The sequence below is a fragment of the Microbulbifer sp. CnH-101-G genome (assembly GCF_052466775.1).
The window spans coordinates 3,683,012-3,710,000 of sequence record NZ_CP174292.1 but is presented as its reverse complement, the minus strand read 5'-3'; the positions used below and the strand labels follow the sequence as shown (position 1 = coordinate 3,710,000).

Genomic DNA, 26,989 nt, shown 5'->3' with positions numbered 1-26,989 from the left:
TAAGGTCCCAAATACCAGTTAAGTGGGAAACGATGTGGGAAGGCCCAGACAGCTAGGAGGTTGGCTTAGAAGCAGCCATCCTTTAAAGAAAGCGTAATAGCTCACTAGTCGAGTCGGCCTGCGCGGAAGATATACCGGGGCTAAAACTGGTAACCGAAGCTGCGGATGCTCTTAGGAGCATGGTAGAGGAGCGTTGTGTAAGCCGTTGAAGGTGGATCGGGAGGTCTGCTGGAGGTATCACAAGTGCGAATGCTGACATGAGTAACGACAAGGGAGGTGAAAAACCTCCCCGCCGGAAGACCAAGGGTTCCTGTCCAACGCTAATCGGGACAGGGTTAGTCGACCCCTAAGGCGAGGGCGAAAGCCGTAGTCGATGGGAAACAGGTTAATATTCCTGTACTCGCTATTACTGCGACGGAGTGACGGAGAAGGCTAGGCCAGCATGGCGATTGGTTGTCCATGTTTAAGGTTGTAGGCTGGGGACTTAGGCAAATCCGGGTCCCTAAGGCTGAGAACTGATGACGAAGCCCACTTAGTGGGTGAAGTGGTTGATGCCCTGCTTCCAGGAAAAACTTCTAAGCTTCAGGTAATAGTGAATCGTACTCTAAACCGACACAGGTGGTCAGGTAGAGAATACCAAGGCGCTTGAGAGAACTCTGGTGAAGGAACTAGGCAAAATGGTACCGTAACTTCGGGAGAAGGTACGCCGGTTTTGGTGATGGGACTTGCTCCCTAAGCTGAGGCCGGTCGAAGTGACCAGGTGGCTGCGACTGTTTATTAAAAACATAGCACTCTGCAAACTCGTAAGAGGACGTATAGGGTGTGACGCCTGCCCGGTGCCGGAAGGTTAATTGATGGGGTTAGCTTCGGCGAAGCTCTTGATCGAAGCCCCGGTAAACGGCGGCCGTAACTATAACGGTCCTAAGGTAGCGAAATTCCTTGTCGGGTAAGTTCCGACCTGCACGAATGGCGTAACGATGGCCACGCTGTCTCCACCAGAGACTCAGTGAAATTGAAATCGCTGTTAAGATGCAGTGTACCCGCGGCTAGACGGAAAGACCCCGTGAACCTTTACTACAGCTTTGCACTGAACTTTGAGCCTACTTGTGTAGGATAGGTGGGAGGCTTTGAAGCAGTAACGCTAGTTACTGTGGAGCCGTCCTTGAAATACCACCCTGGTATGTTTGAGGTTCTAACTCTGGTCCGTTATCCGGATCGAGGACAGTGTATGGTGGGTAGTTTGACTGGGGCGGTCTCCTCCCAAAGAGTAACGGAGGAGTACGAAGGTGCACTCAGCATGGTCGGAAATCATGCAATGAGCATAATGGTATAAGTGCGCTTGACTGCGAGTCAGACATGACGAGCAGGTACGAAAGTAGGTCATAGTGATCCGGTGGTTCTGTATGGAAGGGCCATCGCTCAACGGATAAAAGGTACTCCGGGGATAACAGGCTGATACCGCCCAAGAGTTCACATCGACGGCGGTGTTTGGCACCTCGATGTCGGCTCATCACATCCTGGGGCTGAAGCCGGTCCCAAGGGTATGGCTGTTCGCCATTTAAAGTGGTACGCGAGCTGGGTTTAGAACGTCGTGAGACAGTTCGGTCCCTATCTGCCGTGGGCGTTGGAGATTTGAGAAGAGTTGCTCCTAGTACGAGAGGACCGGAGTGAACGAACCTCTGGTGTTCCGGTTGTCACGCCAGTGGCATTGCCGGGTAGCTATGTTCGGACGGGATAACCGCTGAAAGCATCTAAGCGGGAAGCCTCCTTCAAGATAAGATCTCCCTGACTCCTTGAGAGTCCTAAAGGGCCGTGGAAGACTACCACGTTGATAGGCTGGATGTGGAAGCGCTGTGAGGCGTTGAGCTAACCAGTACTAATTGCCCGTGCGGCTTGACCATACAACAGAGATGGTTACTAACGACTAGCTAAGCTAGCGGATTGTGAGTTAGAGACATACAATCGCTTGCGGTGTATTACTACAGATTGTTTCACCGAATTATTTGGGTTGATTGTTAACTGAGAAAAACTCAGTGGCAAACGAACAGTCAAACGGCAGCGCAGGGCAAACGCCCATAAGACCAACGCCAACCCAAGCCAGTTTGCCTGACGACAATAGAGTTGTGGAACCACCTGATCCCTTGCCGAACTCAGAAGTGAAACGCAACATCGCCGATGGTAGTGTGGGGTCTCCCCATGTGAGAGTAGGTCATCGTCAGGCTTCTAATCCGAAAGGGCCACCCATTGGGTGGCCCTTTTTTTATGTGTGAAAAAATAGTTAATAAAAATAATAAAAACAGAAAATAAAAAAAGAGTTGGAAGAAAAATGTGCTCTGGAGAAAAATAAAAACTCCGTTCAAACCCCAACCGAATTTTTACTCGCAATACTTCCGCCGAAAAATCCAGCTCGACAAAAACCCCAGAAAAATACAAAGTCTCTGAAAAAGTCCGAACGGCTTCCAGCCCTTTAAACAAAGCATTTTTCTCAATATTTACGTCAAGCAAAAAATAAGAAATACAGAAAAATACGCCACGTTATTTAATCCGCATCTCACATACCGCAAAAAAATCCTCCGAAATGAAAAAATGATATCCAGTACAAAAAAGTCATTGCACTAAAAAACTGACCAGAAATATCAATAAAAAGTTCGGTGATTTTTTGCACGTTTTGGTGAGCCTGAGCAACCACGGGCCCTGGCGCGGATATACCGCAGTTATGCACAAGTCTATCCAGGCTTTCTGTTAGTAAAGCCAGCCTGTGGAAAGTGGATAAATGGCTGGTGCTTTTTTACCCGCTGAAAAGGGCCCCACGTAAACAGGGGCCTGAGCGTGGATATCCCGGAGTTATACACAGCTCTATCCATGGATTCTGTTAGTAATTAGCTCAAATAACACTAGAGCTTATAAAACTATACAGTCAGAGCCTGTTTCTAGGCCCTGGCCAGAGGGTGTCTTGCACTTTTAACTATACTGACAGGTCATAGGCGCCTAAATAGTTGTGCCATGTGAATAACTTGCAGTTGGGACCAAGTGGTGAGGTGCTCTAATGCGCTGGTCGATTCTTTCTAGCTTGATTCTCCTGAGCCTGTTTCTGGGTAGTTTTACATTTGCCAGTACCCTAATCGTGGGTAACAAATATGAAGGTACAGTCAGCTTTATTGATTTGGAAAATGGGAAGGAAATCAAGCGAAGGGAAACTGGTGGCTCTCCACACGAACTTGTTTTGTCCCCAGATAAATCAAAGGTTGTGGTGGTTTCCTATTTGGAAGATGGCTACGTTGGCGAAGAGTTAAATGTCTTTGATGTGGCTACGGGCAAACGCTTAAGTATTATCGATATTAGCCCGCATATGGGCCCTCATGGTATTGCTTGGCTGGGAAGTGGTGATGACCTTATCGTGACCACTGAAGAAACTCATGATGTGATTAAGGTTGATACTGTCGCAGGCAAGGTGCTCGGTTCTGTATCAACGGACCAGATAGGTAGTCACCTACTGGCTTTATCTCCAGATAATAAAACCGCTTACGTCACTAGCCGTGGCTCGGATACCTTCAGCGTGATCGATACGGACACTATGACTTTAAAAAAGACTCTGCCTGCCGGTGATGGTCCTGAGGCGGTATGGGTCAGTCCCGATGGGAAAGAGCTATGGATAGGTAATAATCGCTCAAAAAATATTTTCATCTTTGACACGGCTAGTTTAAAAAAGAAGGATGTCATTGATGTTGGTTACCTTCCCATTCGCATAAGTTTCCATCCCAAAGGGAAGCTGGTTGCAGTTGCGGATCTACAGGGAAACCGGGTGGTGATTTACGATGCGGCAACCCGCAAAGAGCTTAAGAGTATTGACTTAGGCACTGCCGCTGCACGGGAACCGGCTTCACTACTCTTTACTCCCGATGGTAAGTTTCTATATGCCGGATCACAGAGAGACGGGAAGGTGGTCGAAATAGATACCGACAAGTGGGAAATCAAAAGAATTTTTAGGGCTGGTCAGGGGGCTGATGGCTTGGAGTGGAGTCCGGTAACGATTCAGCCCGAGTAAATTCTATATAATATATTTTAATGGTGGATGTTGTTAGAGGGCGACGGTGTAGATCATTAGATCCTGGGACTTTCCATCGATCGTAAGGTATGCGGGGATGGTACTACTGTGGATTCCACCGGCCCGTCTTGCAACCGCAATGCTAGCGGTATTTTCAGAAAGGCAGTGTATTTTTATCTGGGCTACACCAGCTTGTCTTTTTAGTTCTTCGCAAATCCTCGCCACAACTTTCGCCATTACACCTTTGCCCTGGCAGTGAGCCGATAGCCAGTAGCCAATTTCGGCACTCTTGTTTTTCTGATCAATTTCTTTGACACCGATTATTCCAGAGAGTTGGTCATTAAAAATGATCTTGTACCAGGCAGAGCCATTGTGTTTACTATAAATACGCTGGCAAATATATTGTTTGGTCGACTCCATATCCTGTACTGACTTTGCCCAGTACAAATATTTTTCCAAAAGTGGGCGGTTATCTTCTATTAGATCAAAAAGCTCCTGGGAATCTTTCTCCTGTAGAAATTCCAGATAAATATCTTCTGTTACCGTTAACCGCATGCGGTTTTTCTCCTTGGTGGTGGAATCTCTCAAGTGAGACGATGTTATAAAAATGCAGTTTTTACTTAATAAGTTTACGAGGATTTGCCCCGGCACTTCAGACTTAGCGAATGAAACTCTTAAGGACTTTAGGTTTCCAGCAGAAAGGTAACCGGGCCGTCATTGAGAAGAGACACTTGCATATCTGCGGCGAAGATTCCGCTGGCTACCGGTGTAAATTGGGCATTAGCGCGCTCAAGAAAATAATCGTACAGGCCCTCGGCATGCTGTGGGCTGGCGCCTCGGCTAAAACTGGGACGAAGGCCGCGTTCTGTTTCAGCTACCAGGGTAAACTGGCTCACGACAAGAAGCCCACCGCCGGCTTGTTGCACGTTATGGTTCATACGGCCGTTTTCATCGGGAAAAATCCGATAATTCAACACCTTATGTAGTAATTTGTCTGCGCTTTCACGGTTGTCTTTAGACTCCACTCCCAACAGCAAGAGTATGCCGTGCTCAATAGCCCCCACCGACTGGCCGGCCACCTCTACGCGGGCGTGGCTGACCCGTTGGATTAATCCTTTCATCTCAGACCTCTCTGTCTCTCTGGAACCCTGCCAGTAAATCGCCTAGATTAGCGGACTGATTCATGCAGAGAAACCGAGAATACCGTATGAAGAAACAGTTAATGGCACTTCTGGCTGGGGCCCTGGCCACAGCCGGTGTGCAGGCGGTGGAGACTTACCCAAAGAGTCAGTCCATTGAGCATGTGGATGAATACTTCGGTGTCGAGGTATCCGACCCCTATCGCTGGATGGAGGATATGTCTAGCGAGGAGGTGAAAGAGTGGGTCAAGGCACAAAACAAGCATGCGTTACCACGCCTGAAGGACTTGCCAGGTTGGCAGAAGATCAACGATCGCCTTACGGAGCTATGGCGCTACGAGCGCTATGGCGTGCCCTATAAGAAAGGCGATAGTTACTACTACGACTACAACAACGGTGACTGGGACCAGAATATTTTCTATCGCACCGGGGAGCTTGCCCAGGAAGGTAAGCCCATGCTGGACCCGCGCAGTCTGAGTGAGGACGGCACCATCGCTGCCAAAAGACTCAAGGTCAGTCCCAAGGGACGTTACCTAGCCTACGGTATCTCCGATGGCGGCACTGACTGGACAGACTATCGCATTCGCAACCTAAAGACCGGCAAGGACCTGGAAGAGCAACTCACCGGCATCAAGTTTAGTGATGCCAGCTGGGCACCGGACGAATCGGGCTTCTATTACAGCCGCTACCCGTTCAACAAGGATGGCGGTGCCGATGATAGCAAGCAGGTAGCGGTCTATTTCCATCGCCTGGGAGACCCCCAGGAGCGCGACCAATTGGTATACCGCATTACCGACCATCCCACCCGCAACCCCGATGCCGAGGTGAGCGATGATGGTAATTATCTGCTGTTCAGCATTTTCGATGGATACGACTCCAACGGCTTCTACTACCGCGATCTGCGCAATGATAGCGGCAAGGTCATCAAGCTGCTGGATGACTGGGATGGCCTCTATCAGTTTCTCGGTAATAAGGGCAGTACCTTCTTCTTCGAGACCAGTGCGGGTGCGCCGCTGGGCCGGGTAATCGCTATTGACCTGGCGAAGCCGCAGCGCAAACACTGGCGTGATCTGGTGCCGCAGGCAGACAGCGCCCTGCAGAGTGCCAGCTATATTGGCGACCGGTTCGTGCTGCACTACTTGAAAGATGCCAAGTCGCGGGTCCTGGTAACCGATACCAATGGTAAGAAGCAGTACGAGCTGAAATTGCCCGGCGTGGGTTCTGTGAAGGGCTTTTACGGTGAGCCGGATGAGGTGGAGACCTTTTATTCTTTTTCCAATTTCATTACCCCGCCGAGTATCTATCACCTGAATGTGCAGACCGGTGAAACCAAATTATTTAAACAGCCAAAATACGCGGCGGACTTTTCCGACCTGACTGTGAGCCAGCACTTCTACAAGAGCAAGGACGGTACCCGTGTGCCTTTGTTCCTGGTGCATAAGAAGGGTATGAAGCGCGATGGCTCCAACCCCACGCTGTTGTATGGATATGGTGGATTTAATTCTGCCCAGCTGCCGCGCTTCTACAATCGTTTCGTGGGCTGGTTGGATATGGGGGGCACCCTGGCACTGGCCAACCTGCGCGGTGGCAGTGAGTACGGTAATGCCTGGCATCAGGCGGGCACCAAGACTCAAAAGCAGAATGTCTTCGATGACTTTATCGCCGCTGCCGAGTGGCTGATCGAGGAGAAAGTTACCTCTCCGGAGAAGCTGGGTATCAGTGGGCGCTCCAATGGCGGATTACTCGCAGGCGCGACCCTGGTGCAGCGTCCGGACTTGTTTGCCGCGGCACTGCCGGTGGTGGGCGTGCTCGACATGCTGCGCTACCACACCGCTTCCGCCAACGCGCGCCAGTGGTCTAGTGACTACGGCCTGAGTGAAAACCGTGAGGAATTTAAGGCGTTGCACGCTTACTCTCCGGTACACAATACCCGCGAGGGCACTTGCTACCCGGCTACCCTGATCACCACCGCCGACCGCGATGACCGTGTGGTGCCCTGGCACAGCTACAAGTTTGCCGCCGCCCTGCAGCGGGATCAGGCCTGTGACAAGCCGGTATGGCTTGCGGTGGAGACACGGGCAGGCCATGGTGCTGGCAAGCCAGTGTGGATGCAGGTGGAAGACTTTGCCAACCAGTGGAGCTTCCTCGCCTACCAGCTGGGCATGAAAATCGAGTAGCCTCGCGAATTAAACCAATTTATGGGATACCGGGGGCAATTAAAGGCTCCCGGTGAATACTCTCAGATTGGCTTTAATTAAGGGCTGTTTCATCATTAATGTTGGTGCGCAGCCCACTCTGCCGAAACTGTAGTACTGCCTGCGGTTTGCCCTACCGGGGAGCGGAAGTCTTGGTGGAGGCTATCACTGGGTATGAATAACAAATAATAATCATCCGGTGGATCTATGAAACATGCATTTGTAACCGGAGGAAGTGGTTTCCTCGGGTCCAATCTGATCGAGCAACTGAAAGCCGATGGCTGGCACGTAACCGCCATGCACCGCAAGACCTCTAAAACCGACAGGCTGCGCTCCATGGGAGCAGATCTGGTTGAGGCCTCACTGCACGACCCTGACTCACTGCGCGCGGCTATTCCGAACGATGTCGATGCTCTTTTCCATATGGCGGCCAACACCAGTATGTGGCGCGGTGGCAATGCTCAGCAATGGAAGGATAATGTCGAGGGCGCGGCGAATATTGCACTGGTCGCGAGAGAAAAAAATGTTGGCCGCATGATTGTGACCAGCTCAATTTCCGCCTACGGCTATCATCAGGATACGATCACCGAAGAGAGTGAAAAGCGCGCGGATGATCCTCGCCATCACTATCTATATACCAAAAAGCGAGAGGAAATCGCGGTACGAAAAGAGATCGACAAGGGGTTGGATGCGGTATTTCTCAACCCCTGTGCAATCGTGGGAAAATTCGATACCAGCAGTTGGGCACAGACGTTTTTTCTGATCGATAAAAACCAACTGCCGGGTGTGCCGCCGGGCTGGGGTTCTTTTTGTCACGCGGGTGCGGTGGCGCGAGCGCATATCGATGCGGTAGAGAAGGGTCGTTGTGGAGAGAATTATATTCTCGCCGGCACCGACGCCAGTTTCCTGGAATTTTTTGGAAAAATTGCCGAGTTATTGCACAAGCCTGTGCCCAGGCATACAACCCCGGCCTTCGTTATTCAGTCTATCGCCTGGTTTTCCGATGTCTGGTCGCGGATGAGTGGGAAGGAACCGATAATTACCCCGGAGAAGGCCACTCTGGTTACGCGCCGGGTCGTGGCCAGTAGTGCCAAGGCCGAGCGGGAACTCGGTTATCAATCAAAGGTGGAACTGGATACCATGTTGTGCGAATGTCGCGACTGGTTGGTAGAGCAAAATTTATTGGAGATAAAGTGAATCGCAGTAATATTATTTTTATCCTGATTTCTCTATTGCTGGTTCTGCAATTGATCCAGCACTATTTCTTTTCCGGGGCGCAATAGCGCTCAACCATCTCCTTTTTAGTTGACGGCGTTCGGTTTCTTGCCGAGCGCAGCCATTTTGTGAAATTAAGGAAAGTGAGCTTTAGGAGCCGATTATGGAAGAGAAGCGCTGTGGCTGGTGCCTGTCCACCCCGCTGTATCAAAGATACCACGACGAGGAGTGGGGCCGCCCGGTAATCGATGAGGCCACCCTATTTGAATTTCTGTTGTTGGAGGGGGCCCAGGCGGGGTTGTCATGGATAACCGTATTAAATAAGCGGGAAAACTATCGCCGCCTTTTCGATAATTTCGATGCGGAAAAAATTGCGCGCTATACGCCGCGTAAAATAGAAAAATTATTGCAGGATCCGGGAATTATTCGCAATCGCCTCAAGGTGGAGTCCGCGGTCAAAAATGCCCGCGCAACTTTGGCCCTGCGGGAAAAGGGGCAATCACTCTCTGACTTTCTCTGGCAGTTTACCGACGGTAAGGTCATAGTAAACCGCCCCCGCTCTCTCAAGCAGGTACCGGCCAGCACAGCCGAGTCGGATGCGATGAGCAAGGCGCTTAAAAAAGCCGGTTTTAGTTTTGTTGGCTCTACCATCATGTATGCCCATATGCAGGCGACAGGTATGGTTAACGACCATTTGCATACATGCCCCGCTCGCCAGCGCTGCCTGGATGAAGCCGAGGCAGCTGGGTTACTCTAAAAAGAGCATATCCGTTTAGGGGTAAACAATTTCCAGCCTGTATTCTCTGCGTTCTCAACGCATTCGCCATTGACGCATTGGCTATTTAATAGGAGGCCGCCATGAGCCTGGAAGCTATTGTCGATAATTATTGGCCCTTATTCACGGTTGGATTTTTGCGGCTGGCGTCCGCGCTTCTGGTTATAGCGGTGACTCTGGGGGTGGCTCACCTGGCGAGGCGTGCCATAGGCCGATTAACCGGACGGCTCGATGCAACCCTGGTGCCGGTATTGCGCAATATTGCCACCTGGGCCATTTATATTATCGGGGCGCTGGTGGTCCTGGATGTGTTTGGGATCAATACCACGAGTCTGATCGCCCTGCTGGGTGCCACCGGTCTGGCGTTGGGACTGGCTTTGAAGGACACCCTGCAAAACATTGCGGCCGGTTTTATTCTGCTGAGCTTGCGTCCTTTCCGTGTCGGCGATGTGATTCAGTTCGGCCAGACTATGGGTACGGTGCGCCAGGTGGGTCTTTTTACCACCGCGCTGGATACCAGCGATGGCCTGCGTATCACTGCGCCGAACAGCGCCATTTGGGGGCAGACACTCACCAATTACAGTCACAATCAGACCCGCCGCATCGAAATAGTGGCGAGCATTGCCTACGGGGATGATATCGAGATAGGCATGGAGGTATTGCACCGGCTGGTAGCCGATGAGCCGCGTATCCTCACAGAGCCGCAACCCAACTATGCGGTTCGCGCCCTGGGAGATAGCGCGGTCAACCTGCACCTGCGCGCATGGACTTCGACCGTTGAGTATTGGGATGTCTATTGGACTCTAATGAAGCGCCTGAAACCCGCGCTGGAGGCTGCGGGCCTGACGATTCCCTTTCCCCAGCGGGAACTGCACATAGTGCAGGAGCCCGCGGCGCGATCCGGGCAGGACTCTCCTGCCCAGTCAAAGGCTATAACACAGGACCCCGGCAGTCCCGCCAGCTGAGGTGAAATTCCCCCCAGCCCCTCGGCTCGACGCATAGATATAGCGTTTGGAGGAGCTCGAATCGACAGTTCTAAGATTTCGTGTCAAAGTTAGCGGCGTTTTTTTGTACAACTTTTGACCGAGATAGGAAAATGCCGATTAAGCTGAACAACCCTTTGATCCCCAGCCTGCTGGCTGTCGCTATCCTTGCGGGCTGTCAGGGCGATAAGAGCGCTCAGGCAGGAGCGAATGCCGACAAAGCTCAAAGTGCCGTTGCCGAGGCCCCTGTCGCCGTAGATGCGGTGGCAGAGACCAAGCGCCTGACCGAGTGGCTGGATGCGCGTTACGAAGAGCAGCTGCAGTTCAGCCCCATGCAGTTGTCCTATCTCGGCCGCAAAGAGCAGTACGACCAGATCGACGATATGAGCGAAGCCGCAGAGGCGCGCCAACTGGCCTGGCAGGAAAAGACTGTTGCCGAGCTCAAAAAGAACTTCGACTACGACAAGCTCAGCCAGGAAGGGAAAACTTCCTACGATATCTGGGTTTACCAGTTTGAGCAGGCCAAAGCCGCCGAGCCCTTCAAGAACCACGGCTATATCTTCGAGCAGATGGGTGGTGTGCAGTCACAGCTGCCAAACTTCCTGCTGAATTTCCACAAGGTAGACAATATCGAGGATATGCAGGCGTATATCACTCGTATCGGCGGTATCTCCCGCGCTATCAATCAGCTGCGCGAGCGCGCCGAGAAGTCTGCCAAAAAAGGCATTCGTCCGCCGCGCTTTGCCTATGAGGGCGCGATTGAGCAGTCCAGCAAGCTGATCGACGGTGCTCCTTTCACCGATGGTGAGGACGCCCCCCTGTGGGCTGGTGCGAAAGGCAAAATCGCTGAGCTAGTGGAAGCTGGCAAGATCGATCAGAAACAGGCCGATAAGCTGACCGCTGACGCGCGCAAGGCTCTGGAAACCGAGTTCCTGCCCGCTTATCAGAACCTGATTGCCTGGTTGAAGAAAGATGTACAGAAGGCCTCTGCAGAGCCTCAGGGCGCCAGCAGCCTGCCGAATGGTATGGCCTACTACAACCAGCGCCTGGCAAATACCACCACTACCAGCCTGACCGCTGATGAGATCCACAATATCGGTCTCAAGGAAGTGGCGCGTATCCGCAGTGAAATGGAGACCATCAAGGAAAAGGTTGGCTTTGAGGGCAACCTGCAGGAGTTCTTCACCTTTATCCGCGAAGACGGCCAGTTCTACTACCCCAACACCGACGAAGGCCGCCAGGGCTACCTGGATGACTCCACGGCTTTCCTCGACAATATTACCAAGAAGCTGCCGGAATACTTCGGTCTATTGCCGAAGGCCGAGCTGGTGGTTAAGCGCGTAGAATCCTTCCGCGAGCAGGATGGTGGCGCCCAGCACTATTATCCGGGCACCCCGGATGGTTCCCGTCCGGGTATCTACTATGCGCACCTGTCTGACATGAGCGCCTACTCCACTACCGATATGGAAACTGTGGCTTACCACGAGGGCAACCCCGGCCACCATATGCAGATTTCCATCGCCCAGGAACTGGAGGATATCCCACAGTTTCGTACCCAGGCGCACTTCACCGTATATGTAGAAGGCTGGGCCCTGTACTCTGAGAAACTGGCTAAGGAGATGGGTGCATTCGAGGACCCCTACAACCTGTTTGGCCATCTGACCGCAGAAATGTGGCGCGCCATCCGCTTGGTAGTGGACACCGGCATGCACGCCAAGGGTTGGAGCGAGGAGCAGGCGGTAGAATACTTCCTGGAAAACTCTGCGATTCCCGAAACAGCCGTGCGCTCCGAAGTACGCCGCTATCTGGTGTGGCCGGGTCAGGCTACCGCCTACAAGATCGGGATGCTGAAGATTCAGGAGCTGCGCAAGCAGGCCGAGGAGCAGCTGGGCGATAAATTTGATATCCGCGGCTTCCACGATACCGTGCTTGGCGGTGGCGCCCTGCCGGTACCGGTTCTGGAGAGCCGAGTGGCTGCTTGGGTCGACTCTGTTAAGAGCGCTTAAAACCAGCCTAACTGCTGAAAAAAAGCCGGGCACTGCCCGGCTTTTTTAATGGGCGTATTTTCAGTCCAACAATTAAAAAATTGTTAATGGGGTTTTCTCAGCTTTGTTTGAGGACCAAAATGGATAGCAACATCTATAGTGCTCCAGAGGCCAATCTGGAAAATGATTCTGCCGGAGGGGCAGAATTTTATGTGGTGACGAAGGCCAAATTTCTGGTGTTATATTTTGGCACTTTCGGTATTTATTCTATTTATTGGTTTTACCGTCACTGGAAAGAATATAAGCGTGCTAGTGGTGAAAACATGCTACCAGTAATGCGCGCGATATTTTCTGTGTTTTTTGCCTACCCTCTGTTTATCACTATCCAGGCTCGTCTCGAAGAGGCTGAAAGGCCTTACAAATGGCGGCCAAAAGTGATGGCCATTATTTATATCGTGGCTGTCCTACTCAGTTATTTTAGTGATCGCTTGTCCTCGGTTTCTGAGGAATTGACGATTCTGGATTTTATTAGTGTGATCATGGTGCCGGTAATTGCATTGCCATTACTCTCTGCGCAAATGGCCGCAAATATTGCTTGTGGAGATGAGAAAGGAGGGGCCAATAAAAAATTCACACTATTGAATTGTCTCTGGTTATTCTTTGGTGCTGTGATTTGGTGCGTTTTCTTTTTTGGGGCTTATATAATCTTTTTTGTGATTTAGATAAGGAATTTAAATGAAAAAAATAGCCATATTTCTCTGTGTTTTTATTGCTCAGATAGCTGCTGCACCGCTATGGGCCAATACAACTGCCCAAGCAACAACTACAGAGATCACCGTGCGCGCCAAAGCCAAGGACGCCAAGTTTATCGGTTCCTCAATTGGGGGTGCCATGGTCATTATCCGTGCGGCAGATACCGGGAAAATTCTCGCTCAGGGCCTTACCCAGGGGAGTACCGGCGATACAGGGACGATTATGAAAACCCCGCAAGAGCGCTATGTGCCTATCGCCGAGGGGGCCGCTAAATTCTCCGCTAACCTGGATATCAGCGAGCCGGTGTTTCTCACCGTTGAAGTACTGGCGCCCTATATTAAGAAGCAGGCTCGCGTAGTGGCACAGACTCAGACTTGGCTGGTGCCGGGTAAGCCCATCAGCGGTGAGGGTTTGATTGTAGAAATCCCCGGTATGGTGGTGGACCTACTCAGCCCGCAGACGCACTTCTACACCGGTTTGGATAAGAGCCCTTTTGAGATTCGCGCCAATGTGGTGATGATGTGCGGCTGTCCTTTCACCGATGGCGGCCTGTGGGATGGCAGCAAGGTCGAAGTCACCGCCCTGATAAAAAAAGATGGGCGTGAATTTGCCACAGTACCGCTGAAAATACAGGACACTATGAATACCTTCAGTGCGCCCTTTGCCACAGATTTACCCGGCGTCTATGAAATACTGGTTTACGCTTATGACGCAAAAACCGGAAATACCGGTGTCGACAGGGGTAGTTTTATCGTGAAATAAACCGGGCTGATTGAGGCCAAGGCAATGTGCGGAAATACGGCAAAGGGTTCTGAGTTCATCGGGTGCTATGAAGTCGCTCGGCAACTCGGCTTTTATAGCTCCGTCACGAACCTTGGCCCTGCACTGTTTCTGTATCCTATTACCGGGTCCGCGGAATGAAAGATACGGATAAAGAGGGCGAGACATTATCCCGGCGCGCCTTGCTTGAGGAGCATCGCCCGGAGCGCATCCACGCGCGTCTGGGGCGTGAGCCCAGATCCCAGCGCGTCTCCGATTTTGTTCTCGGAGCCATTGATGGCTGCGTCACCACCTTTGCCATTGTGGCCGGCGCCTTCGGTGCGGGTTTCTCTGAGTCGGTGGTGTTGGTGATGGGGTTCGCCAACCTGATTGCGGATGGCTTCAGCATGGCGGTGAGTAATTACGAGGCCGTCAGCGTGGAGCGTGAACAGGCTGCAGCGGCGACGCGTATCGAACGCGAGCATATCGAGTTGGTACCCGAGGGGGAACGAGAGGAGATTCGCCAAATATTCCAACGCAAGGGGTTTCGCGGACAGGTGCTGGATGAGATTGTTGCCACCATTACCGCAAACCGCCAGTTGTGGATAGAGACCATGCTGGCAGAAGAGTACGGAATCGGCCGCATAACACGCAAACCTATGGGCAGCGCCCTGGTGACTTTTTTTGCATTTATCGGCATCGGTACTGTGCCGCTGTTGCCCTATCTGCTTCCACCACTCAATTCGTCGCAACAGTTTTACAGCAGCGTTATTCTGGCGGCTTTTACCTTCTTCGCCATCGGCCTGTGCAAGGGGATGGTATTTTCCCAAAGGGTTTGGATGGCGGGGCTCAAAACCCTGGTGTTTGGTGGTGGCGCCGCCGCACTGGCACTCGCCGTTGGCTTCTTCCTGCGCGACGTTATTAACTGATTTAGGCTGCCACCACCCGGTTGCGGCCGCTATTTTTTGCCTGGTACATGCGCCTGTCTGCTTCCGCTAACAGTTGATTGTGGGGGTTGCCGCTGCCCTCCACTACGCCAAAGCTGATTGAAACTTTCACCGGCTGTACGTAACGGCGGCTTAGGGCCTCTACCTTGCGGCGTAGTTTTTCTGCCAGCACGCTGCCACCGCGCACATCGGTATTTGGCAATAGCAACAGAAATTCTTCTCCACCCCAGCGGGCGACAATATCTTCCGTGCGGGTGTTTTCTTTTAGGATTTTGGCTACGTCCTTCAGTATGCGGTCACCAAAGCCGTGCCCGTAGGTATCGTTAATACCTTTGAAGTTATCCAGGTCGCCAATCAATATCACATACTGGCCCTGCAGTTCTTTGTTGCGCCGCTCCATATCGTGGATTGCCCGGTAGGCCTCGCGACGATTCGCCAGCCCGGTGAGGGCATCGGTGGAAGCACTTTTTTCCAGTTCGCCGGTCAGGCGCTCGAGTAACTCCTGGGTATGGTGGCGGCTGCTATCGAGTAATGCGGTGAGCGCAGTGAGTGCGCCAAATACCGCAATAAAACGTGCGCGATAGGCGGTATCGTATTCTGCTTTGAGGCCGGGAAAATCCGGGTAGAAAAGCGCCATAGCGGTAACCAGGCCGATGGCGATAAGTGCGACTGTGCCGGTCTTATAGCCGTACAGATTGATAAATCCAGGGACCAACATCACCGCCCACATCAGGCCAGTATTGTTAACTCCACCGGATAAGAGCAGATAAAAGTAGAGCACCAGCAAAAGAATGCCGACCAGCAGCGGCGTTTTTTGGCTCGGGCCCATCACATTAATGGTGACATAGGCGCAGAGAATCACTACTGCAGCGGCGGAGAGGGTCGTGGCCTGCAGAATATCGGTGGCGCTCAGGGCTATCACCGCCATGGCACCGGTTACCGCCATGGCAAAAATTAACATGTAGGAAGAGGCCATGATGCGGCGGCGTAGATCGATGCGCTCCAACTCTTCCACGGGCGTGTTCAGAGAGGGGTTATGCTTTTTATACCCTGAGTTCATAGTCGTCTCTGTTGCTGTACAGACTGCAACTTCCGCCGGTGGTGAGCACCATACCTGTCACCCTTTTCAGCGGCGGAGTGAAGTAGCGCCGAGTATAGGAGGATTCGCCCGGCGACCAAAGCCGCGAGCTACAGTATCTGTAAAGCAAACGTTAGAACTGAGAAGCCGTGACACAAATTCATCTGACTTGGGGCAATATCCTGAAGTTACGCGGTGATGCGCTGGTGTGCCCCGCACACAAACATCTGATCCGTGGGCGCGGCCTCTCGGCCCAGGTCTATGCCCAGGGTGGAACTGAGCTTGCGACCCAATGCGACAAACAGCCGGAGTGTGCTGTTGGTGAGGCGCGGTTAACTAACGCTTACCACTTGTCGGTGGACTACCTATTGCACACGGTAACCCCTCAGTGGAGTAGCGGTGATCAATGGGGAGCCCTGGCAATTGGTCAGCTAAGGCGTTGCTATGAGAGTGTGCTGCGCTTGGCGAAGGAGCGGGGGCTGAAGTGCATTCTCTTTCCCGCACTGGGCGCGGGTACCAACCGGTTTCCCCATAGCATTGCTGCACATCAAGCCCTGGAAGTGCTTAATGAACATACCACGGAGTTTGATCAACTCACTGTTTGCCTGCATTCCCCCGCCGCCCTTGGAGAGTGGAAGCGGATAGAGCGACGTTTTTTCACAGTGTAAGAATCAAAATTGTACGATCGAACTAATTACTTCTAGGACAACTTAAATCTCTTCACAGACCTTTAAATGTGGCCAAAGGTTTTAAACCACATAATAAAAGTATTAACGGCGAGAGAGGCATAAACGAGAGGGAGGAGTAGAAAGAGGGATAGAGAGAGGGGTAAAGGGTGAGGAGTGAGGAATATAGGGCGAAGGGGAAAGAGTTTTGAAAAAGTGTCCAGACAATTTCACACCGCCTTATCCCGCCTGGGAGTTAGATCTTCCGCCTAGCACTTGGTATGTCCAATGCCAAGTTGCCTTACAGTTTGCGAATGGTCAGCGTGACGAATCACTGTTTCGGTTGTTGGCCCGGTCTTTATCCAACGCCAAAGGTCTACTGCACTTTGAGCGAGCGGGTCATATCGATACTCAGGGCGCATATAACGATATCGCAGTTGCCTACTGGAATAATCAGGAGTCAATGGGGCAATGGCTGAGGGAGGGCTCTAAAGAAGTACAGGAATTTATTCGGGGCAAGTCGGGTTTTTGGTATGAGGCGCTAGCCGCTCCGCGCTCGCATTTTGAAGTTTCCTCCTCTACGCCTGCAGCTGACTGGGGAATATTCCGACATTTTGATATCTGTGAACAGCATGATCATGCCTACTGGGGCGCAATGCGAGACAGAATTAGCGCCGCGGAAAATGATGGGCTTCTTGGTCAATTGCAAGACCTGCAGCCAATAGCGACTCGAGAGCGGGCGGATAAAGAAATACCCCTGCCCGAAAATTTGTGCATGATTCGTACGGTTCAGGGCTATTCGGCAGCTAGCCTCGCTGAGCGAAATGCCTATCGGGAATCCCTGTGCTCTGAGTATGAGCAGGGAGTACGCTACTTGCAGGAAAAACCAATAGCATCGCGTTGCCTTAGCGCGCGCCTTTTAAATGATGATCAACCGGGTTTGGGTCGGCCGGATACGGAAACTATCGCCTGGTTTGCCTCCCTGGCAGATCTGGAAAACTGGGTACATCATCACTCCACCCATAAAGCTATCTATGCCGCCGCGCAGCAATATGCGAGTCGCTTTGCTCCTGGGATGCAGCTTTTATTGAGCCACGAAGTGGCCGTAGTGCCCCATGGACAGGGATGGGCTCTCTATCATGAATGCCACCCAGAAACAGGATTGCGACGTTTCCTTAGCTAAAAAAGATCTATATAAGAATTAAAATGGTGTGCTTGGTACCATAGAATACGCACATATAAATTATTTAGTGTAATGCGTTATGGAATTTAAAACAGTTCCATACGAAATAGACGACATAATTCGCAAGGTTTATCAATACTCCGGTCTTGGTGAATATCTCGATGAAGAGAACTGCATTCTAAAGAATCTGGTTTTAAAAGGGTCGACCCTAATTGACTTTGGCTGTGGTAATGGTCGTCATCTCAGGCTTTTGAAGGATCGCCTTCTATTCGGCTTGGGTATAGATAATGATCCTGGGCATATTAAGAGTGCACGAAACCTCAGTCTGGGAATAAGCAATCTCCAGTTTCTACTTGCCGATGCGAAGACTTATACCTCTGAAAGTAGATACTCTATTGCCATATCCATGTACAACACGATTGGCAATATTAACCCCGCAAGTAAAGTTATCGAGGTTATGCGGAGTGTATGCCAGCATAACGGAAAATTGATTGTCAGCGTTTTCTCAGAACAATCTATTGAAGAAAGGGTAGAGTTTTACCAGAAAATTGGCTTTGGTATTAAACGGGTATCAGAGAAGTCAATTCTCACAGACAAAGGTGTGGAGTCCTCTCATTACAGCAGGGTACAAATTTCCAGGCTGATTCCTGGAGCTGAAATTATACCCTGTAGCAAATTTGGATGGCTGGCGATTAAGTCAGTTTAAGTGACTCTGATGATCGATTATCTCTTGTTAGATATTTCTTGCCACTGGGTTTTGTAACCATTTTTAACCATATAACCGTACACTTTGTTAAAAATTTTCTGCATCCAGAACTCGATATTGTCAATGCCTTCAATAGATTTATTGCTGGTATGGTCTTCAATTGACAAGTCGGTCATATCCCAAAATCCCAGGGCTATTAAAGTGGCTTCCTCAGAGGACTCTATTCCTTTTCTGGATGATACAAACTCTAGAAGGAGGTGATTTTCGAGTTTTTTGGCATAGTGAATAGCGAGTACCTGTGATTCTTTGGTGCTTTTGTTAAATTTAAGTATCTTCATGGGGGTCAGTTTTGATTTATTGTTGTCGGGAAGTTGGCTACTTCGGAAGTTGTAAAAACTATAAGGTATAAATGTTAATGAAGGTAATTGTTGTTTCTGACATTTGGGGACGGACAGAAGCTTTGAGCGTCCTTTACTTGCGAACTTTTAAGGATTACATAATCCTGGACCCATACTCCGGCAGTGAGAAGAACTTTGAGAGTGAGGGAGATGCTTATAAATATTTTATCAATGAATGCGGCATGGAAAAGTACTATGCTTTTGTAAGTAGTTATATTCAAGAGCAGCATTATAGTTGTAATTTGCTGGGATTCAGTGTAGGGGCAACGGTAGCTTGGTTGTTAGCTTGTAGAATTACTGCTGGAACAATTAATAAAACGGCTTGTTTCTATGGTTCAAGAGTTCGTGATTTTCTCAATGAGAGGCCAAAGCAGAGAGGTGTAGATTTTTTTCTTGCAGTAAGAGAACCTTCTTTTAATGTCTTGGATTTCTCTCGCCAACTCTCCGCCATGCCGATGGTGACTTTACATAAAACACGGTTTTCGCATGGATTTATGAATAGTTGTTCTGAAAATTTTAATCCTGAGGCTTACAGGCATTACCGTGATTGGCTGAAAATTTGGGCTAACGGCGCCTAGACAATTGAGTGCGGAGAAGAAAAGGATTGGAAGTTGAGGGTTGAAAAGGGAGGGCTAAGAAAAAAGGCCTGAATATTATATGTAAAAAATAAAAGGACCCGAAGGCCCTTTTATTTCCTGGAAAAGTAAAATCTTAAAGATATTTACTGACAGGAGCTCGCTTCCCAATACTGCGGTGCTGCGGCCGGGGACCACCAGTTGGGTCCGAAGGTAGAGACGTACACCTGGCCTTCAAAAGTCACCCGATCACCAACTTCATAGCCGGCGTCACCCGCGTAGGGCTGTTGGAACTCGGGGCAGGAGGCTGCTGAACCTTCGTCGCCATTGGTGTTGTCATCCGAGCTGTCATCGGCACCGCTATCGGTGCTGTCATCAGAGCCATTATCGGAGCCGGTGTCGGTGCTGTCGTCAGACCCTGTATCGGAGCCGTTGTCAGAGTTGTCGCCGCCTGTTTGACAGGTAGTTTCACTCCACAACGATGGTGCCGCACTCGGAGACCACCAGTTTGGCGCATGAGTGGATTCGTAGGCGACACCCTCGAAGACAACAACATCACCGACCGCATAGCCTGGATCGCCAGCATAGGGCTGTTCAAACGCTTCGCAGGCAGAGCTTCCAGTGCTGCCGCTATCGCCAGTGTCTCCAGTATTTCCTGTGTTGCCGCTATCGCCGGTGTCACCCGTATCTCCGGTGTCCCCGGTATTTCCAGTATCCCCGGTATTTCCAGTATCCCCGGTATCACCGGTATTTCCAGTGTCACCCGTGTCGCCAGTACTTCCAGTGTCTCCGTTGCCATCATCCCCAGAGCTCGATCCGCCTTGTCCGAAGACCTCTAGCGCCGCATCCAGAAGTGGATACTGGTATTGGTTATTCTCGCGCAGCATGCCGCCCCGGAGTTGCCAGATCATTACACCGCCCAGGTCTTGCTCGATCACGTAACGGGAGCGCTCGGCGATTGAGGTGGTGTCCTCGAAGGAAATGAAACCGCCATCCGGGAACCACCCATAGTGAGTTACCGCCTCCGGATCGTATGCCGTCTGGAAGGATGAATCATTTTGCATCTTTTCGACGATTTGGTAGTAGCGCGTTTCGGTGTCGGAGCCCCAGTGAGCGACATCCTGCCCCGCTGCAGCTTCACCGATCGCGGTGGCGCTGGCGACGCTGCGGCCGTAGTGAGACATACCCAGGATGATTTTCTCGGACGGAATATTGCCTTCGGTCATCCACATGTTGCGACAGCTGTCCGCGTCGAAGCCTTCGTTGACCTGGCCGGCATAGGGGTACAGCGGAGAAGTATGCTGAGCTACCGAGTCCCAGTCGCCACCGAAGTCGTAGGTCATCAGGTTGACGTAGTCGAGTGTTGCGCCGACCTCGGCAAAATCGTAGCCCTCTTGTGCAATCGATGGGCCGCAAGCAACGGCGGCGGTTAGCTCCAAGCGCTTGCCGGTCTCGGCTTCGACTTCATCGAAGCGCGCACGCAGCTCCTTCAGCAGTGTGGTGAAGTTGTCTTTGTCGATGGAGCGTCCGCCATTGGGCGCATAGCCCGGATATTCGAAGTCGAGGTCGAGACCATCGAAATCCCAGTCGGTTAGCAGGGTTACCGCATTTTCGATAAAGGCCGCACGGGTGCTGGCGCTCTCCATCATCTCAGAGACTTTATGGGAGAGAGTCCAACCACCTACGGAGAGAATCGCCTTGGCGCCATCGTCGTGTACTGACTTTACGAAACCGGATTCGTGATCGTTCCAGCTTTGGCAAACCGCGTCCTGCTTGCTTGCATCGTACTGGCTGTAGGGATGCCAGAACGGCGGCGAGCATTTGACCGGACCATTGCCGGCGCCGCCGGAGAAGGATTGAGCCCCCATTCCGTAGAAGACATAGGGATCTGTGAAGTAGATGGTGCCCTCTTCATCATTCCAGGCAAAGGCGTATTGCACATGGGTTAGTTTGGAAAAATCCACGTTATCGTGGGTGAAGGAGGAGTCGGCCCAATACTCCCAGTCGGCCCAATAGGCCGAAACACGTTTGGTCTCCTGAGCGCTGACATTAGCACTCAACACGAGTGCTGCGGCAAGTGTTGCTACTTTTTTTAATCCAAATCCGCGCTCATTGCGGCACCCCACTAACATCCCTGTTCGATCCTGAGATTGCAGGAAAGAAAACATTACAGTGACCTCCCATGGGCCTTAATTATGATGAAATTTAGTGTTATAGAACTGAACTTTATCGTTGAGCAAATTGGAAGAAATTGGGGAGGTAAAAGTTCCGTTTGAAACTGAGAAAAACGTTATAAATAGAGCGTTATTCTCGGTAAATTGTGCAAGAAAAGTGAAAGAATAAAGATGTAAATGACTTTTTGCAGGATAAAATCTGTTTCTGTCGCCCTGGCGTTTATGTAGTAAATGCCTGGTGATGATGGTCGAATTCTTGGATATATTTAAGAATTAATTTTTATGATTTTGGCCAAAAAAATAAAAATAGTATTGGTCCAGGTGATACCTAGAGGCAGCTTTCTATGTGTGGCTGTTAGCGCTTTCAAAAAATAAATGGCGATAAACGCTATTTGCCCGAATAAAGCATTTTTTCAACTTGCTTAAATTTTAAATGCAGCTTGTCGCCAAAAGTAAAAACAAAAAAGGGCCCTGAAGGGCCCTTTTTAGCTGAAGAAAATTTTAATTATTTCTTCGTGCGCTTACGCATATTTTCCTGCAGGATTTTTTTGCGTATGCGGATATGGTTGGGAGTCACCTCAACCAGCTCGTCCTCTTCGATAAACTCCAGCGCCTGCTCCAGGGTGTGGCGGATGGGCGGAGTGAGGGTCAGGGCTTCGTCGGTACCGGCGGCACGGATATTGGTGAGCTGCTTGCCCTTGGTGGGGTTCACTACCAGGTCGTTGCCGCGGGAGTGGATACCAATCACCTGGCCTTCGTAGATATCTTCGCCGTGGCCGAGGAACAGGCGTCCGCGGTCTTGCAGGGCGAACAATGCATAGGCCAGAGTCTTGCCGTTTACCATGGATACCAGCACGCCGTTGATGCGCTTGGCCACTTCACCCTGTTTTACTGGGCCGTAGTGGTCGAAGATACTGGTCATGATGCCGGAGCCGCTGGTCAGGGTCAGGAACTGGTTGCGGAAACCGATCATGCCGCGGGAGGGCACGATAAAGGTCAGGCGAACGCGGCCTTTGCCGTCCGGCTCCATATTGGTCAGTTCGGCCTTACGCAGACCCAACTCTTCCATAATCGGGCCCTGGTGCTGGTCTTCAACGTCGATCACCACCTCTTCGTAGGGCTCTTGGATCTCGCCGTCCACTTCCTTCTGCACCACTTCCGGGCGGGAGACGCCCAGCTCGAAGCCTTCGCGACGCATGGTTTCGATCAGTACCGACAAGTGCAGCTCACCGCGGCCGGAAACGCGGAACTTGTCTGGGGAATCTCCTTGCTCCACACGCAGGGCCACGTTGTGGATCAGCTCCTGATCCAGGCGCTCCTTGATATTGCGCGAGGTGACGAACTTGCCGTCCTGACCGGCAAAGGGAGAGTCGTTGACCTGGAAGGTCATGCTCACGGTGGGCTCGTCCACGCTCAGGGCGGGCAGGGCTTCAGGGGTGTCCGGGTCGCACAGGGTATCGGAGATATTCAGTTCGCCCACACCGGTAATACAGACGATATCGCCGGCGCTGGCCTGCTCTACCTCGGTACGTTCAAGGCCCAGGTAACCCATCACCTGCAGAACCTTGGCCTTGCGGGATTTGCCTTCGCGATCCAGTACTACCACCTGCTGGTTGGGGGTCAGGGTACCGCGGGTAATACGGCCAACGCCGATAACGCCCACATAGCTGGAGTAATCCAGGGCGGAAATTTGCATCTGGAAAGCGCCTTTCGGGTCTACCTTGGGCGGCTCTACCTTGTCCACGATCATCTGGAACAGCGGGGTCATGTCGTCGGCCAGTTCGGTGTCGTCGAGGCCGGCGATGCCGTTCAGGGCGGAGGCGTAGACAACCGGGAAGTCCAGCTGCTCATCGGTGGCGCCGAGGCTGTCGAACAGGTCGAAGACCTGGTCCATTACCCAGTCGGGGCGTGCGCCGGGGCGGTCGATCTTGTTGATCACCACGATGGGGTTGAGGCCCTGCTCAAACGCCTTTTGGGTAACGAAGCGGGTCTGCGGCATGGGGCCGTCCACCGCGTCTACCAGCAGCAATACGGAGTCGACCATGGACAGTACGCGCTCTACCTCGCCGCCGAAGTCGGCGTGCCCTGGGGTGTCCACGATATTGATGCGGTAGTCGTTCCAGCGAATGGCGGTGTTCTTGGCGAGGATGGTAATGCCGCGCTCTCTCTCCTGGTCATTGGAGTCCATGACCCGCTCGGCGCCTTCGTCGCGGCGGTCGAGTGTGCCGGACTGGGACAGCAGCTTGTCCACCAGGGTGGTTTTGCCGTGGTCTACGTGGGCAATAATCGCAATATTGCGCAGATTCTCTATCACTGGGGGCCTCTGGGCGTTAAATCTTGGTAAATCGGGGCGGGGGCCTGCGGGGTTTCTACAGCAGCATTCCGGCCAAAGGCGGCGATTATAGGGGGGCCGCATGACAATTGGGAGTGATTTTGAGTAAAAAATCACCGGTCTCTATTAGTGGATGGGGTTTGCGAGTGGGTAGATCGGCTATTGAAGGTTTTATACCTCTATTGGAGGATGGAAAACAAAATGATAATGATTAACATTTGCATATGTAAATCAAATTGAATTGGGATTCCGGAGATTACCATGTCTGTTTATCGTCACACCGTGCTGTCATCCGCTATTTTTGCTGCGGCCCTGCCGACGGCCTTTGCGGCTGGCCCGCTGGCTGAGGGGCCCCGGAGCGACGTTATCGAAGAGACGGTGGTTGTGGGAGTGCGTCAGCGCCTGTACGACGCAGGTACACTGCTGGATGCCATCCAAAAAACCGAAGTGGTGGATGAATCTCAAATCAAGGCGATGCAGGCGGTCAACCTGACCCAGGCCATTGAGAAATCCCCCGGTGTGAGGGTTTCGAACGAGTGCTCCATGTGCGGCGTCAAGCGCATTATGTTAAACGGGATGCGCGGTGAGCATTCCACTATCCTCACCGATGGCATTCCTCTGCACACCATGATGGCTGGTTATTATGCGGTGGACGCTCTTGCCACCACCGGCGTGGAGCGCATCGAAGTGGCGCGCGGTGCCGGAGCCTCGCTGCTCGCCCCCGAGGCCATAGGCGGCACTATCAATGTGATTTCCAAGGAGCCGCAGGAAAGTGCTGTCAGCTTCAATGCCTCCTGGGAGGATAATGACAGTTTCTTCGTGGGCATGATGGGCAGCCATGTCAGCGATGACGACCGCACCCGCACCAGCCTGCTATATCAAAACGACAAGCATCACCAGGCCGATAACGACGACAATGGCGTCAGCGAAGCCCCCTCCAGGAAAACGCCAGCTATGTCGGCCGTATCTCCCATGATTTCAACGAGCGCGATAATCTGGTGCTGCGGCTGGCTTACACCGACTCCACTATTTTTGGTGGTCCCCAGGGCTACTCCATCGGTGAAGTGCTGAGTGGTTACGACGGTATCGAATCCGAGCACCTGTTTGTCAATGATGATGTGCGCGATGAGTATATCGGCAAGCCCTGGGAAACCACCGAGTGGATTGATACAGAGCGCACAGATGCTTCTGCCAACTGGTTGCGCGAATTCAATGAAAATTACAATGCCATGCTCACCCTGGCTTGGTCTGAACACCAGCAGGATTCCTTCTACGAGGGTTTTGACTACACCGCTACCGATCGCCTCTTTTATTTTGACCTGCGTAATAATCTGCTAGTGAATGAGGAGCATACCCTGACTTTTGGGGCAGACATGCGCGATGAGGCCATGCGCTCCGACTCTGTTGCCGGGGCAGAGAGTGCCAACTATGTGGAGGACAGCTTCGACTACCGCACCGGTGGCCTGTACCTGCAGGATACCTGGCAAGTCTCGCCAAAACTGGAGGTGTCCGCCGCCGTGCGTCTGGATACGGTGCGCGCCGACTTTATGGCCGAGGAGAAACCCGGCACCGAAATTGAAGAGACCCTACTGGTTCCACGCATCGATATGCGCTATCTGCACAATGATCAGTGGACATCGCGGCTGGCATTCGGGCGAGGCTATCGGGCGCCGCTGTCATTCTTTGAAACGGACCACGGGATTCTCGATGCCGGTGATGGCTTTTCCATTGCGGTCGATAAACTGGAAAGATCCCTCTCAAGTACCTATGCGCTGAGCTATGAGGGTGAGCGCTTGAGTAGCACTCTGTCACTGGCACACACAAAAGTTGAGCACCTGGCCGCACTGAGTGAAACGGAAGCCGGCGTCCCGCTGCTGGCGCAAATGCAGGAAGATGCTGCGGTTAGCGCCGGGGATATCAGTCTCGGCTACAAGCTGAATGAGGCCCTCAAGTTCGGCCTTACCCTGGAGCGCTACGCCTATGACCGGGTTTTCAAGGAGTCCTACGCTATCGCTCCGGTGGAAGAGCGCGCCCTACTGAGCTTGGACTACGGTAACGGGCCCTGGATGGTTTACGCCAGCGCCAGCTGGGTGGGCCAGCGGGATCTGCAAGACTACGGTTATGAGGGCTACAACCAGCCCAATGGAGAGCAGAAAAGCCTGACAGCGGAAGGCTACTGGACGGTGGATATGAAAGCCTCCTTCGACGTCAGTGAAAATCTGAGCGTCTACGTTGGCGGCAACAATCTCACCGACTACACCCAGGTTAACAGGGCCGAATCGCCGCTGTTTTGGGATGCCACAGGCGCTTACGATGTTGCTTATATCTACGGCCCGCTGCGCGGTCGGGAGTTCTACCTGGGCTTTGACTGGAATCTGTAGTCGTGCGCTGCTTTTTCCTGTGGCTAGTCCTATTTACCCTGTGTGCACCGGCTGCTTCTTATGTTGCGCAGGGAGAATCACTGCTGGACTTGGAGTTGAGAAGTCTCGCTAGCCCCGAGCGGATCGATCTTTTGCGATACCAGGGAGAGGCGACTGTGATGGTGTTTTTTGAGCCCGAGTGCTCCTGGTGTTTTCGCCAGGTCAGGGCGCTCAATCAGCTTTTAGCCCAGTGCCCCAGCCAGTTTCAGCCCCTGGCAGTGGGTACCAATGGCTCCCGCCGGGCGTTGCTGGCGGAATACCGCAGGTTGCGTCCGAACTTCCCCGCCTTTCAGGTGAGTAGCAAGCTGCTCGATAAGGTGGGCTCCATTCCCGCCACCCCTTTCACTTTACTGATCAACCGCTCCGGCGCGCCCGGAGGCTGGCTGAGGGGCTTTATGTCGCAGGAGAAGTTGCGGCTGGTATTGGCAGAGCGCTTAGCGGTCACTTGTGAGGGTTAAGTTATTGCGGGCCAGGTTCCCGGCTATCCGGCTATAAAGATAAATTCGGAGTCGAAGCTTCGAGGCTTTTGGGGCGCTTTCACTGCTTATCCCTAAGCTGCCCGGCGTTGATGCTCCAGCTGGGGTGCCTCTGGCGCGAGTGTAAAACGCTATTTCCAAGCTTTGCCAAAGGCGGCGATTATAGGGGGGCCGCATGACAATTGG

Annotated in this window: 23 protein-coding genes and 2 rRNA genes (1 of these 25 only partly in view); 18 read left to right on the top strand and 7 right to left on the bottom strand. The window is 52.1% G+C overall.

Features of this window, described 5'->3' with window-relative positions; genetic code table 11:
- Positions 1-1,901 (top strand): 23S ribosomal RNA (locus tag ACJJID_RS16400) (it extends 981 nt beyond the left edge of the window).
- 204 nt (positions 1,902-2,105) lie between these two features.
- Positions 2,106-2,221 (top strand): 5S ribosomal RNA (gene rrf, locus ACJJID_RS16395).
- Positions 2,222-2,223: 2 nt separating this feature from the next.
- Here rrf and ACJJID_RS16390 read toward each other — a convergent pair.
- Positions 2,224-2,475, bottom strand: a complete 252-nt coding sequence (locus ACJJID_RS16390) for a hypothetical protein (protein ID WP_444920409.1) — start codon at positions 2,473-2,475, stop codon at positions 2,224-2,226.
- A gap of 571 nt (positions 2,476-3,046) precedes the next feature.
- Here ACJJID_RS16390 and ACJJID_RS16385 point away from each other — a divergent pair.
- Positions 3,047-4,045, top strand: a complete 999-nt coding sequence (locus ACJJID_RS16385) for a YVTN family beta-propeller repeat protein (RefSeq protein WP_444920408.1) — start codon at positions 3,047-3,049, stop codon at positions 4,043-4,045.
- Between the two features lie 33 nt (positions 4,046-4,078).
- On the opposite strand, the gene ACJJID_RS16380 is transcribed toward ACJJID_RS16385, so the two are convergent.
- Both ACJJID_RS16380 and dtd read right to left on the bottom strand, forming a co-directional pair.
- A complete protein-coding gene (locus ACJJID_RS16380) occupies positions 4,079-4,600 on the bottom strand; it encodes a GNAT family N-acetyltransferase (protein ID WP_444920407.1) in 522 nt (173 codons plus the stop codon).
- A 128-nt stretch (positions 4,601-4,728) separates the two neighbouring features.
- On the bottom strand, positions 4,729-5,166 hold the full coding sequence (dtd, locus tag ACJJID_RS16375) for a D-aminoacyl-tRNA deacylase (RefSeq protein ID WP_444920406.1): 438 nt from the start codon (positions 5,164-5,166) through the stop codon (positions 4,729-4,731).
- An 86-nt stretch (positions 5,167-5,252) separates the two neighbouring features.
- Between dtd and ACJJID_RS16370 the strand changes: the two genes are divergently transcribed.
- The 8 genes from ACJJID_RS16370 to ACJJID_RS16335 all read left to right on the top strand — a co-directional run bounded on the left by ACJJID_RS16370 (position 5,253) and on the right by ACJJID_RS16335 (position 14,778).
- Entirely contained in the window at positions 5,253-7,361 is a 2,109-nt protein-coding gene (locus ACJJID_RS16370) for a prolyl oligopeptidase family serine peptidase (RefSeq protein ID WP_444920405.1), read from the top strand.
- Positions 7,362-7,586: 225 nt separating this feature from the next.
- Entirely contained in the window at positions 7,587-8,576 is a 990-nt protein-coding gene (locus ACJJID_RS16365) for an SDR family oxidoreductase (protein WP_444920404.1), read from the top strand.
- A gap of 181 nt (positions 8,577-8,757) precedes the next feature.
- Complete coding sequence (locus ACJJID_RS16360; RefSeq protein ID WP_444920403.1) at positions 8,758-9,351, top strand: DNA-3-methyladenine glycosylase I; 594 nt, start codon at positions 8,758-8,760, stop codon at positions 9,349-9,351.
- Between the two features lie 101 nt (positions 9,352-9,452).
- On the top strand, positions 9,453-10,334 hold the full coding sequence (locus ACJJID_RS16355; protein ID WP_444920402.1) for a mechanosensitive ion channel family protein: 882 nt from the start codon (positions 9,453-9,455) through the stop codon (positions 10,332-10,334).
- A gap of 131 nt (positions 10,335-10,465) precedes the next feature.
- Positions 10,466-12,358: a DUF885 domain-containing protein gene (locus tag ACJJID_RS16350; protein WP_444920401.1), complete on the top strand. Its 1,893-nt coding sequence runs from the start codon at positions 10,466-10,468 to the stop codon at positions 12,356-12,358.
- Between the two features lie 80 nt (positions 12,359-12,438).
- Entirely contained in the window at positions 12,439-13,059 is a 621-nt protein-coding gene (locus ACJJID_RS16345) for a hypothetical protein (protein ID WP_444920400.1), read from the top strand.
- Between the two features lie 13 nt (positions 13,060-13,072).
- Positions 13,073-13,852: a hypothetical protein gene (locus ACJJID_RS16340; protein WP_444920399.1), complete on the top strand. Its 780-nt coding sequence runs from the start codon at positions 13,073-13,075 to the stop codon at positions 13,850-13,852.
- Positions 13,853-14,007: 155 nt separating this feature from the next.
- Positions 14,008-14,778, top strand: a complete 771-nt coding sequence (locus ACJJID_RS16335) for a VIT1/CCC1 transporter family protein (protein ID WP_444920398.1) — start codon at positions 14,008-14,010, stop codon at positions 14,776-14,778.
- A 1-nt stretch (position 14,779) separates the two neighbouring features.
- Here the strand turns inward: ACJJID_RS16335 and ACJJID_RS16330 are convergent, their stop codons facing one another.
- Positions 14,780-15,856: a diguanylate cyclase gene (locus ACJJID_RS16330; RefSeq protein WP_444920397.1), complete on the bottom strand. Its 1,077-nt coding sequence runs from the start codon at positions 15,854-15,856 to the stop codon at positions 14,780-14,782.
- A 167-nt stretch (positions 15,857-16,023) separates the two neighbouring features.
- On the opposite strand from ACJJID_RS16330, the gene ACJJID_RS16325 reads away from it, so the two are divergent.
- The 3 genes from ACJJID_RS16325 to ACJJID_RS16315 all read left to right on the top strand — a co-directional run bounded on the left by ACJJID_RS16325 (position 16,024) and on the right by ACJJID_RS16315 (position 18,428).
- Positions 16,024-16,542, top strand: coding sequence for a macro domain-containing protein (locus ACJJID_RS16325; RefSeq protein WP_444920396.1), 519 nt, complete (start codon positions 16,024-16,026; stop codon positions 16,540-16,542).
- A 205-nt stretch (positions 16,543-16,747) separates the two neighbouring features.
- Positions 16,748-17,722, top strand: a complete 975-nt coding sequence (locus ACJJID_RS16320) for a phenylacetaldoxime dehydratase family protein (protein ID WP_444920395.1) — start codon at positions 16,748-16,750, stop codon at positions 17,720-17,722.
- A gap of 79 nt (positions 17,723-17,801) precedes the next feature.
- Positions 17,802-18,428, top strand: coding sequence for a class I SAM-dependent methyltransferase (locus tag ACJJID_RS16315; protein WP_444920394.1), 627 nt, complete (start codon positions 17,802-17,804; stop codon positions 18,426-18,428).
- 17 nt (positions 18,429-18,445) lie between these two features.
- On the opposite strand, the gene ACJJID_RS16310 is transcribed toward ACJJID_RS16315, so the two are convergent.
- Complete coding sequence (locus tag ACJJID_RS16310; RefSeq protein ID WP_444920393.1) at positions 18,446-18,766, bottom strand: hypothetical protein; 321 nt, start codon at positions 18,764-18,766, stop codon at positions 18,446-18,448.
- A 77-nt stretch (positions 18,767-18,843) separates the two neighbouring features.
- On the opposite strand from ACJJID_RS16310, the gene ACJJID_RS16305 reads away from it, so the two are divergent.
- Positions 18,844-19,404 (top strand): hypothetical protein, encoded by a 561-nt coding sequence (locus tag ACJJID_RS16305; RefSeq protein WP_444920392.1) that lies wholly within the window; start codon positions 18,844-18,846, stop codon positions 19,402-19,404.
- Positions 19,405-19,547: 143 nt separating this feature from the next.
- On the opposite strand, the gene ACJJID_RS16300 is transcribed toward ACJJID_RS16305, so the two are convergent.
- A complete protein-coding gene (locus ACJJID_RS16300; protein ID WP_444920391.1) occupies positions 19,548-21,569 on the bottom strand; it encodes a glycosyl hydrolase family 18 protein in 2,022 nt (673 codons plus the stop codon).
- 511 nt (positions 21,570-22,080) lie between these two features.
- On the bottom strand, positions 22,081-23,889 hold the full coding sequence (typA, locus tag ACJJID_RS16295) for a translational GTPase TypA (RefSeq protein WP_444920390.1): 1,809 nt from the start codon (positions 23,887-23,889) through the stop codon (positions 22,081-22,083).
- Positions 23,890-24,168: 279 nt separating this feature from the next.
- Between typA and ACJJID_RS16290 the strand changes: the two genes are divergently transcribed.
- Genes ACJJID_RS16290 through ACJJID_RS16280 form a run of 3 tightly spaced genes read left to right on the top strand, consistent with a single transcriptional unit; the run spans position 24,169 to position 26,785 of the window.
- Positions 24,169-24,978, top strand: coding sequence for a TonB-dependent receptor plug domain-containing protein (locus tag ACJJID_RS16290; RefSeq protein ID WP_444920389.1), 810 nt, complete (start codon positions 24,169-24,171; stop codon positions 24,976-24,978).
- A complete protein-coding gene (locus ACJJID_RS16285; protein WP_444920388.1) occupies positions 24,906-26,288 on the top strand; it encodes a TonB-dependent receptor plug domain-containing protein in 1,383 nt (460 codons plus the stop codon). Before ACJJID_RS16290 ends, ACJJID_RS16285 begins: the two co-directional genes overlap by 73 nt.
- Positions 26,289-26,290: 2 nt before the next feature.
- Positions 26,291-26,785 (top strand): TlpA family protein disulfide reductase, encoded by a 495-nt coding sequence (locus ACJJID_RS16280; RefSeq protein ID WP_444920387.1) that lies wholly within the window; start codon positions 26,291-26,293, stop codon positions 26,783-26,785.
- The last annotated feature ends 204 nt before the right edge of the window (positions 26,786-26,989 follow it).

What these genes read in the sequence shown, in the direction of transcription:
- dtd (WP_444920406.1), bottom strand. Translation starts at nt 5,166, where the DNA reads ATGAAAGGATTAATCCAACGGGTCAGCCACGCCCGCGTAGAGGTGGCC.
- ACJJID_RS16370 (WP_444920405.1), top strand. Translation starts at nt 5,253, where the DNA reads ATGAAGAAACAGTTAATGGCACTTCTGGCTGGGGCCCTGGCCACAGCC.
- ACJJID_RS16380 (WP_444920407.1), bottom strand. Translation starts at nt 4,600, where the DNA reads ATGCGGTTAACGGTAACAGAAGATATTTATCTGGAATTTCTACAGGAG.
- ACJJID_RS16335 (WP_444920398.1), top strand. Translation starts at nt 14,008, where the DNA reads ATGAAAGATACGGATAAAGAGGGCGAGACATTATCCCGGCGCGCCTTG.
- ACJJID_RS16340 (WP_444920399.1), top strand. Translation starts at nt 13,073, where the DNA reads ATGAAAAAAATAGCCATATTTCTCTGTGTTTTTATTGCTCAGATAGCT.
- ACJJID_RS16330 (WP_444920397.1), bottom strand. Translation starts at nt 15,856, where the DNA reads ATGAACTCAGGGTATAAAAAGCATAACCCCTCTCTGAACACGCCCGTG.
- ACJJID_RS16365 (WP_444920404.1), top strand. Translation starts at nt 7,587, where the DNA reads ATGAAACATGCATTTGTAACCGGAGGAAGTGGTTTCCTCGGGTCCAAT.
- ACJJID_RS16385 (WP_444920408.1), top strand. Translation starts at nt 3,047, where the DNA reads ATGCGCTGGTCGATTCTTTCTAGCTTGATTCTCCTGAGCCTGTTTCTG.
- ACJJID_RS16310 (WP_444920393.1), bottom strand. Translation starts at nt 18,766, where the DNA reads ATGAAGATACTTAAATTTAACAAAAGCACCAAAGAATCACAGGTACTC.
- ACJJID_RS16290 (WP_444920389.1), top strand. Translation starts at nt 24,169, where the DNA reads ATGTCTGTTTATCGTCACACCGTGCTGTCATCCGCTATTTTTGCTGCG.
- ACJJID_RS16360 (WP_444920403.1), top strand. Translation starts at nt 8,758, where the DNA reads ATGGAAGAGAAGCGCTGTGGCTGGTGCCTGTCCACCCCGCTGTATCAA.
- ACJJID_RS16355 (WP_444920402.1), top strand. Translation starts at nt 9,453, where the DNA reads ATGAGCCTGGAAGCTATTGTCGATAATTATTGGCCCTTATTCACGGTT.
- ACJJID_RS16315 (WP_444920394.1), top strand. Translation starts at nt 17,802, where the DNA reads ATGGAATTTAAAACAGTTCCATACGAAATAGACGACATAATTCGCAAG.
- ACJJID_RS16305 (WP_444920392.1), top strand. Translation starts at nt 18,844, where the DNA reads ATGAAGGTAATTGTTGTTTCTGACATTTGGGGACGGACAGAAGCTTTG.
- ACJJID_RS16350 (WP_444920401.1), top strand. Translation starts at nt 10,466, where the DNA reads ATGCCGATTAAGCTGAACAACCCTTTGATCCCCAGCCTGCTGGCTGTC.
- ACJJID_RS16300 (WP_444920391.1), bottom strand. Translation starts at nt 21,569, where the DNA reads ATGTTTTCTTTCCTGCAATCTCAGGATCGAACAGGGATGTTAGTGGGG.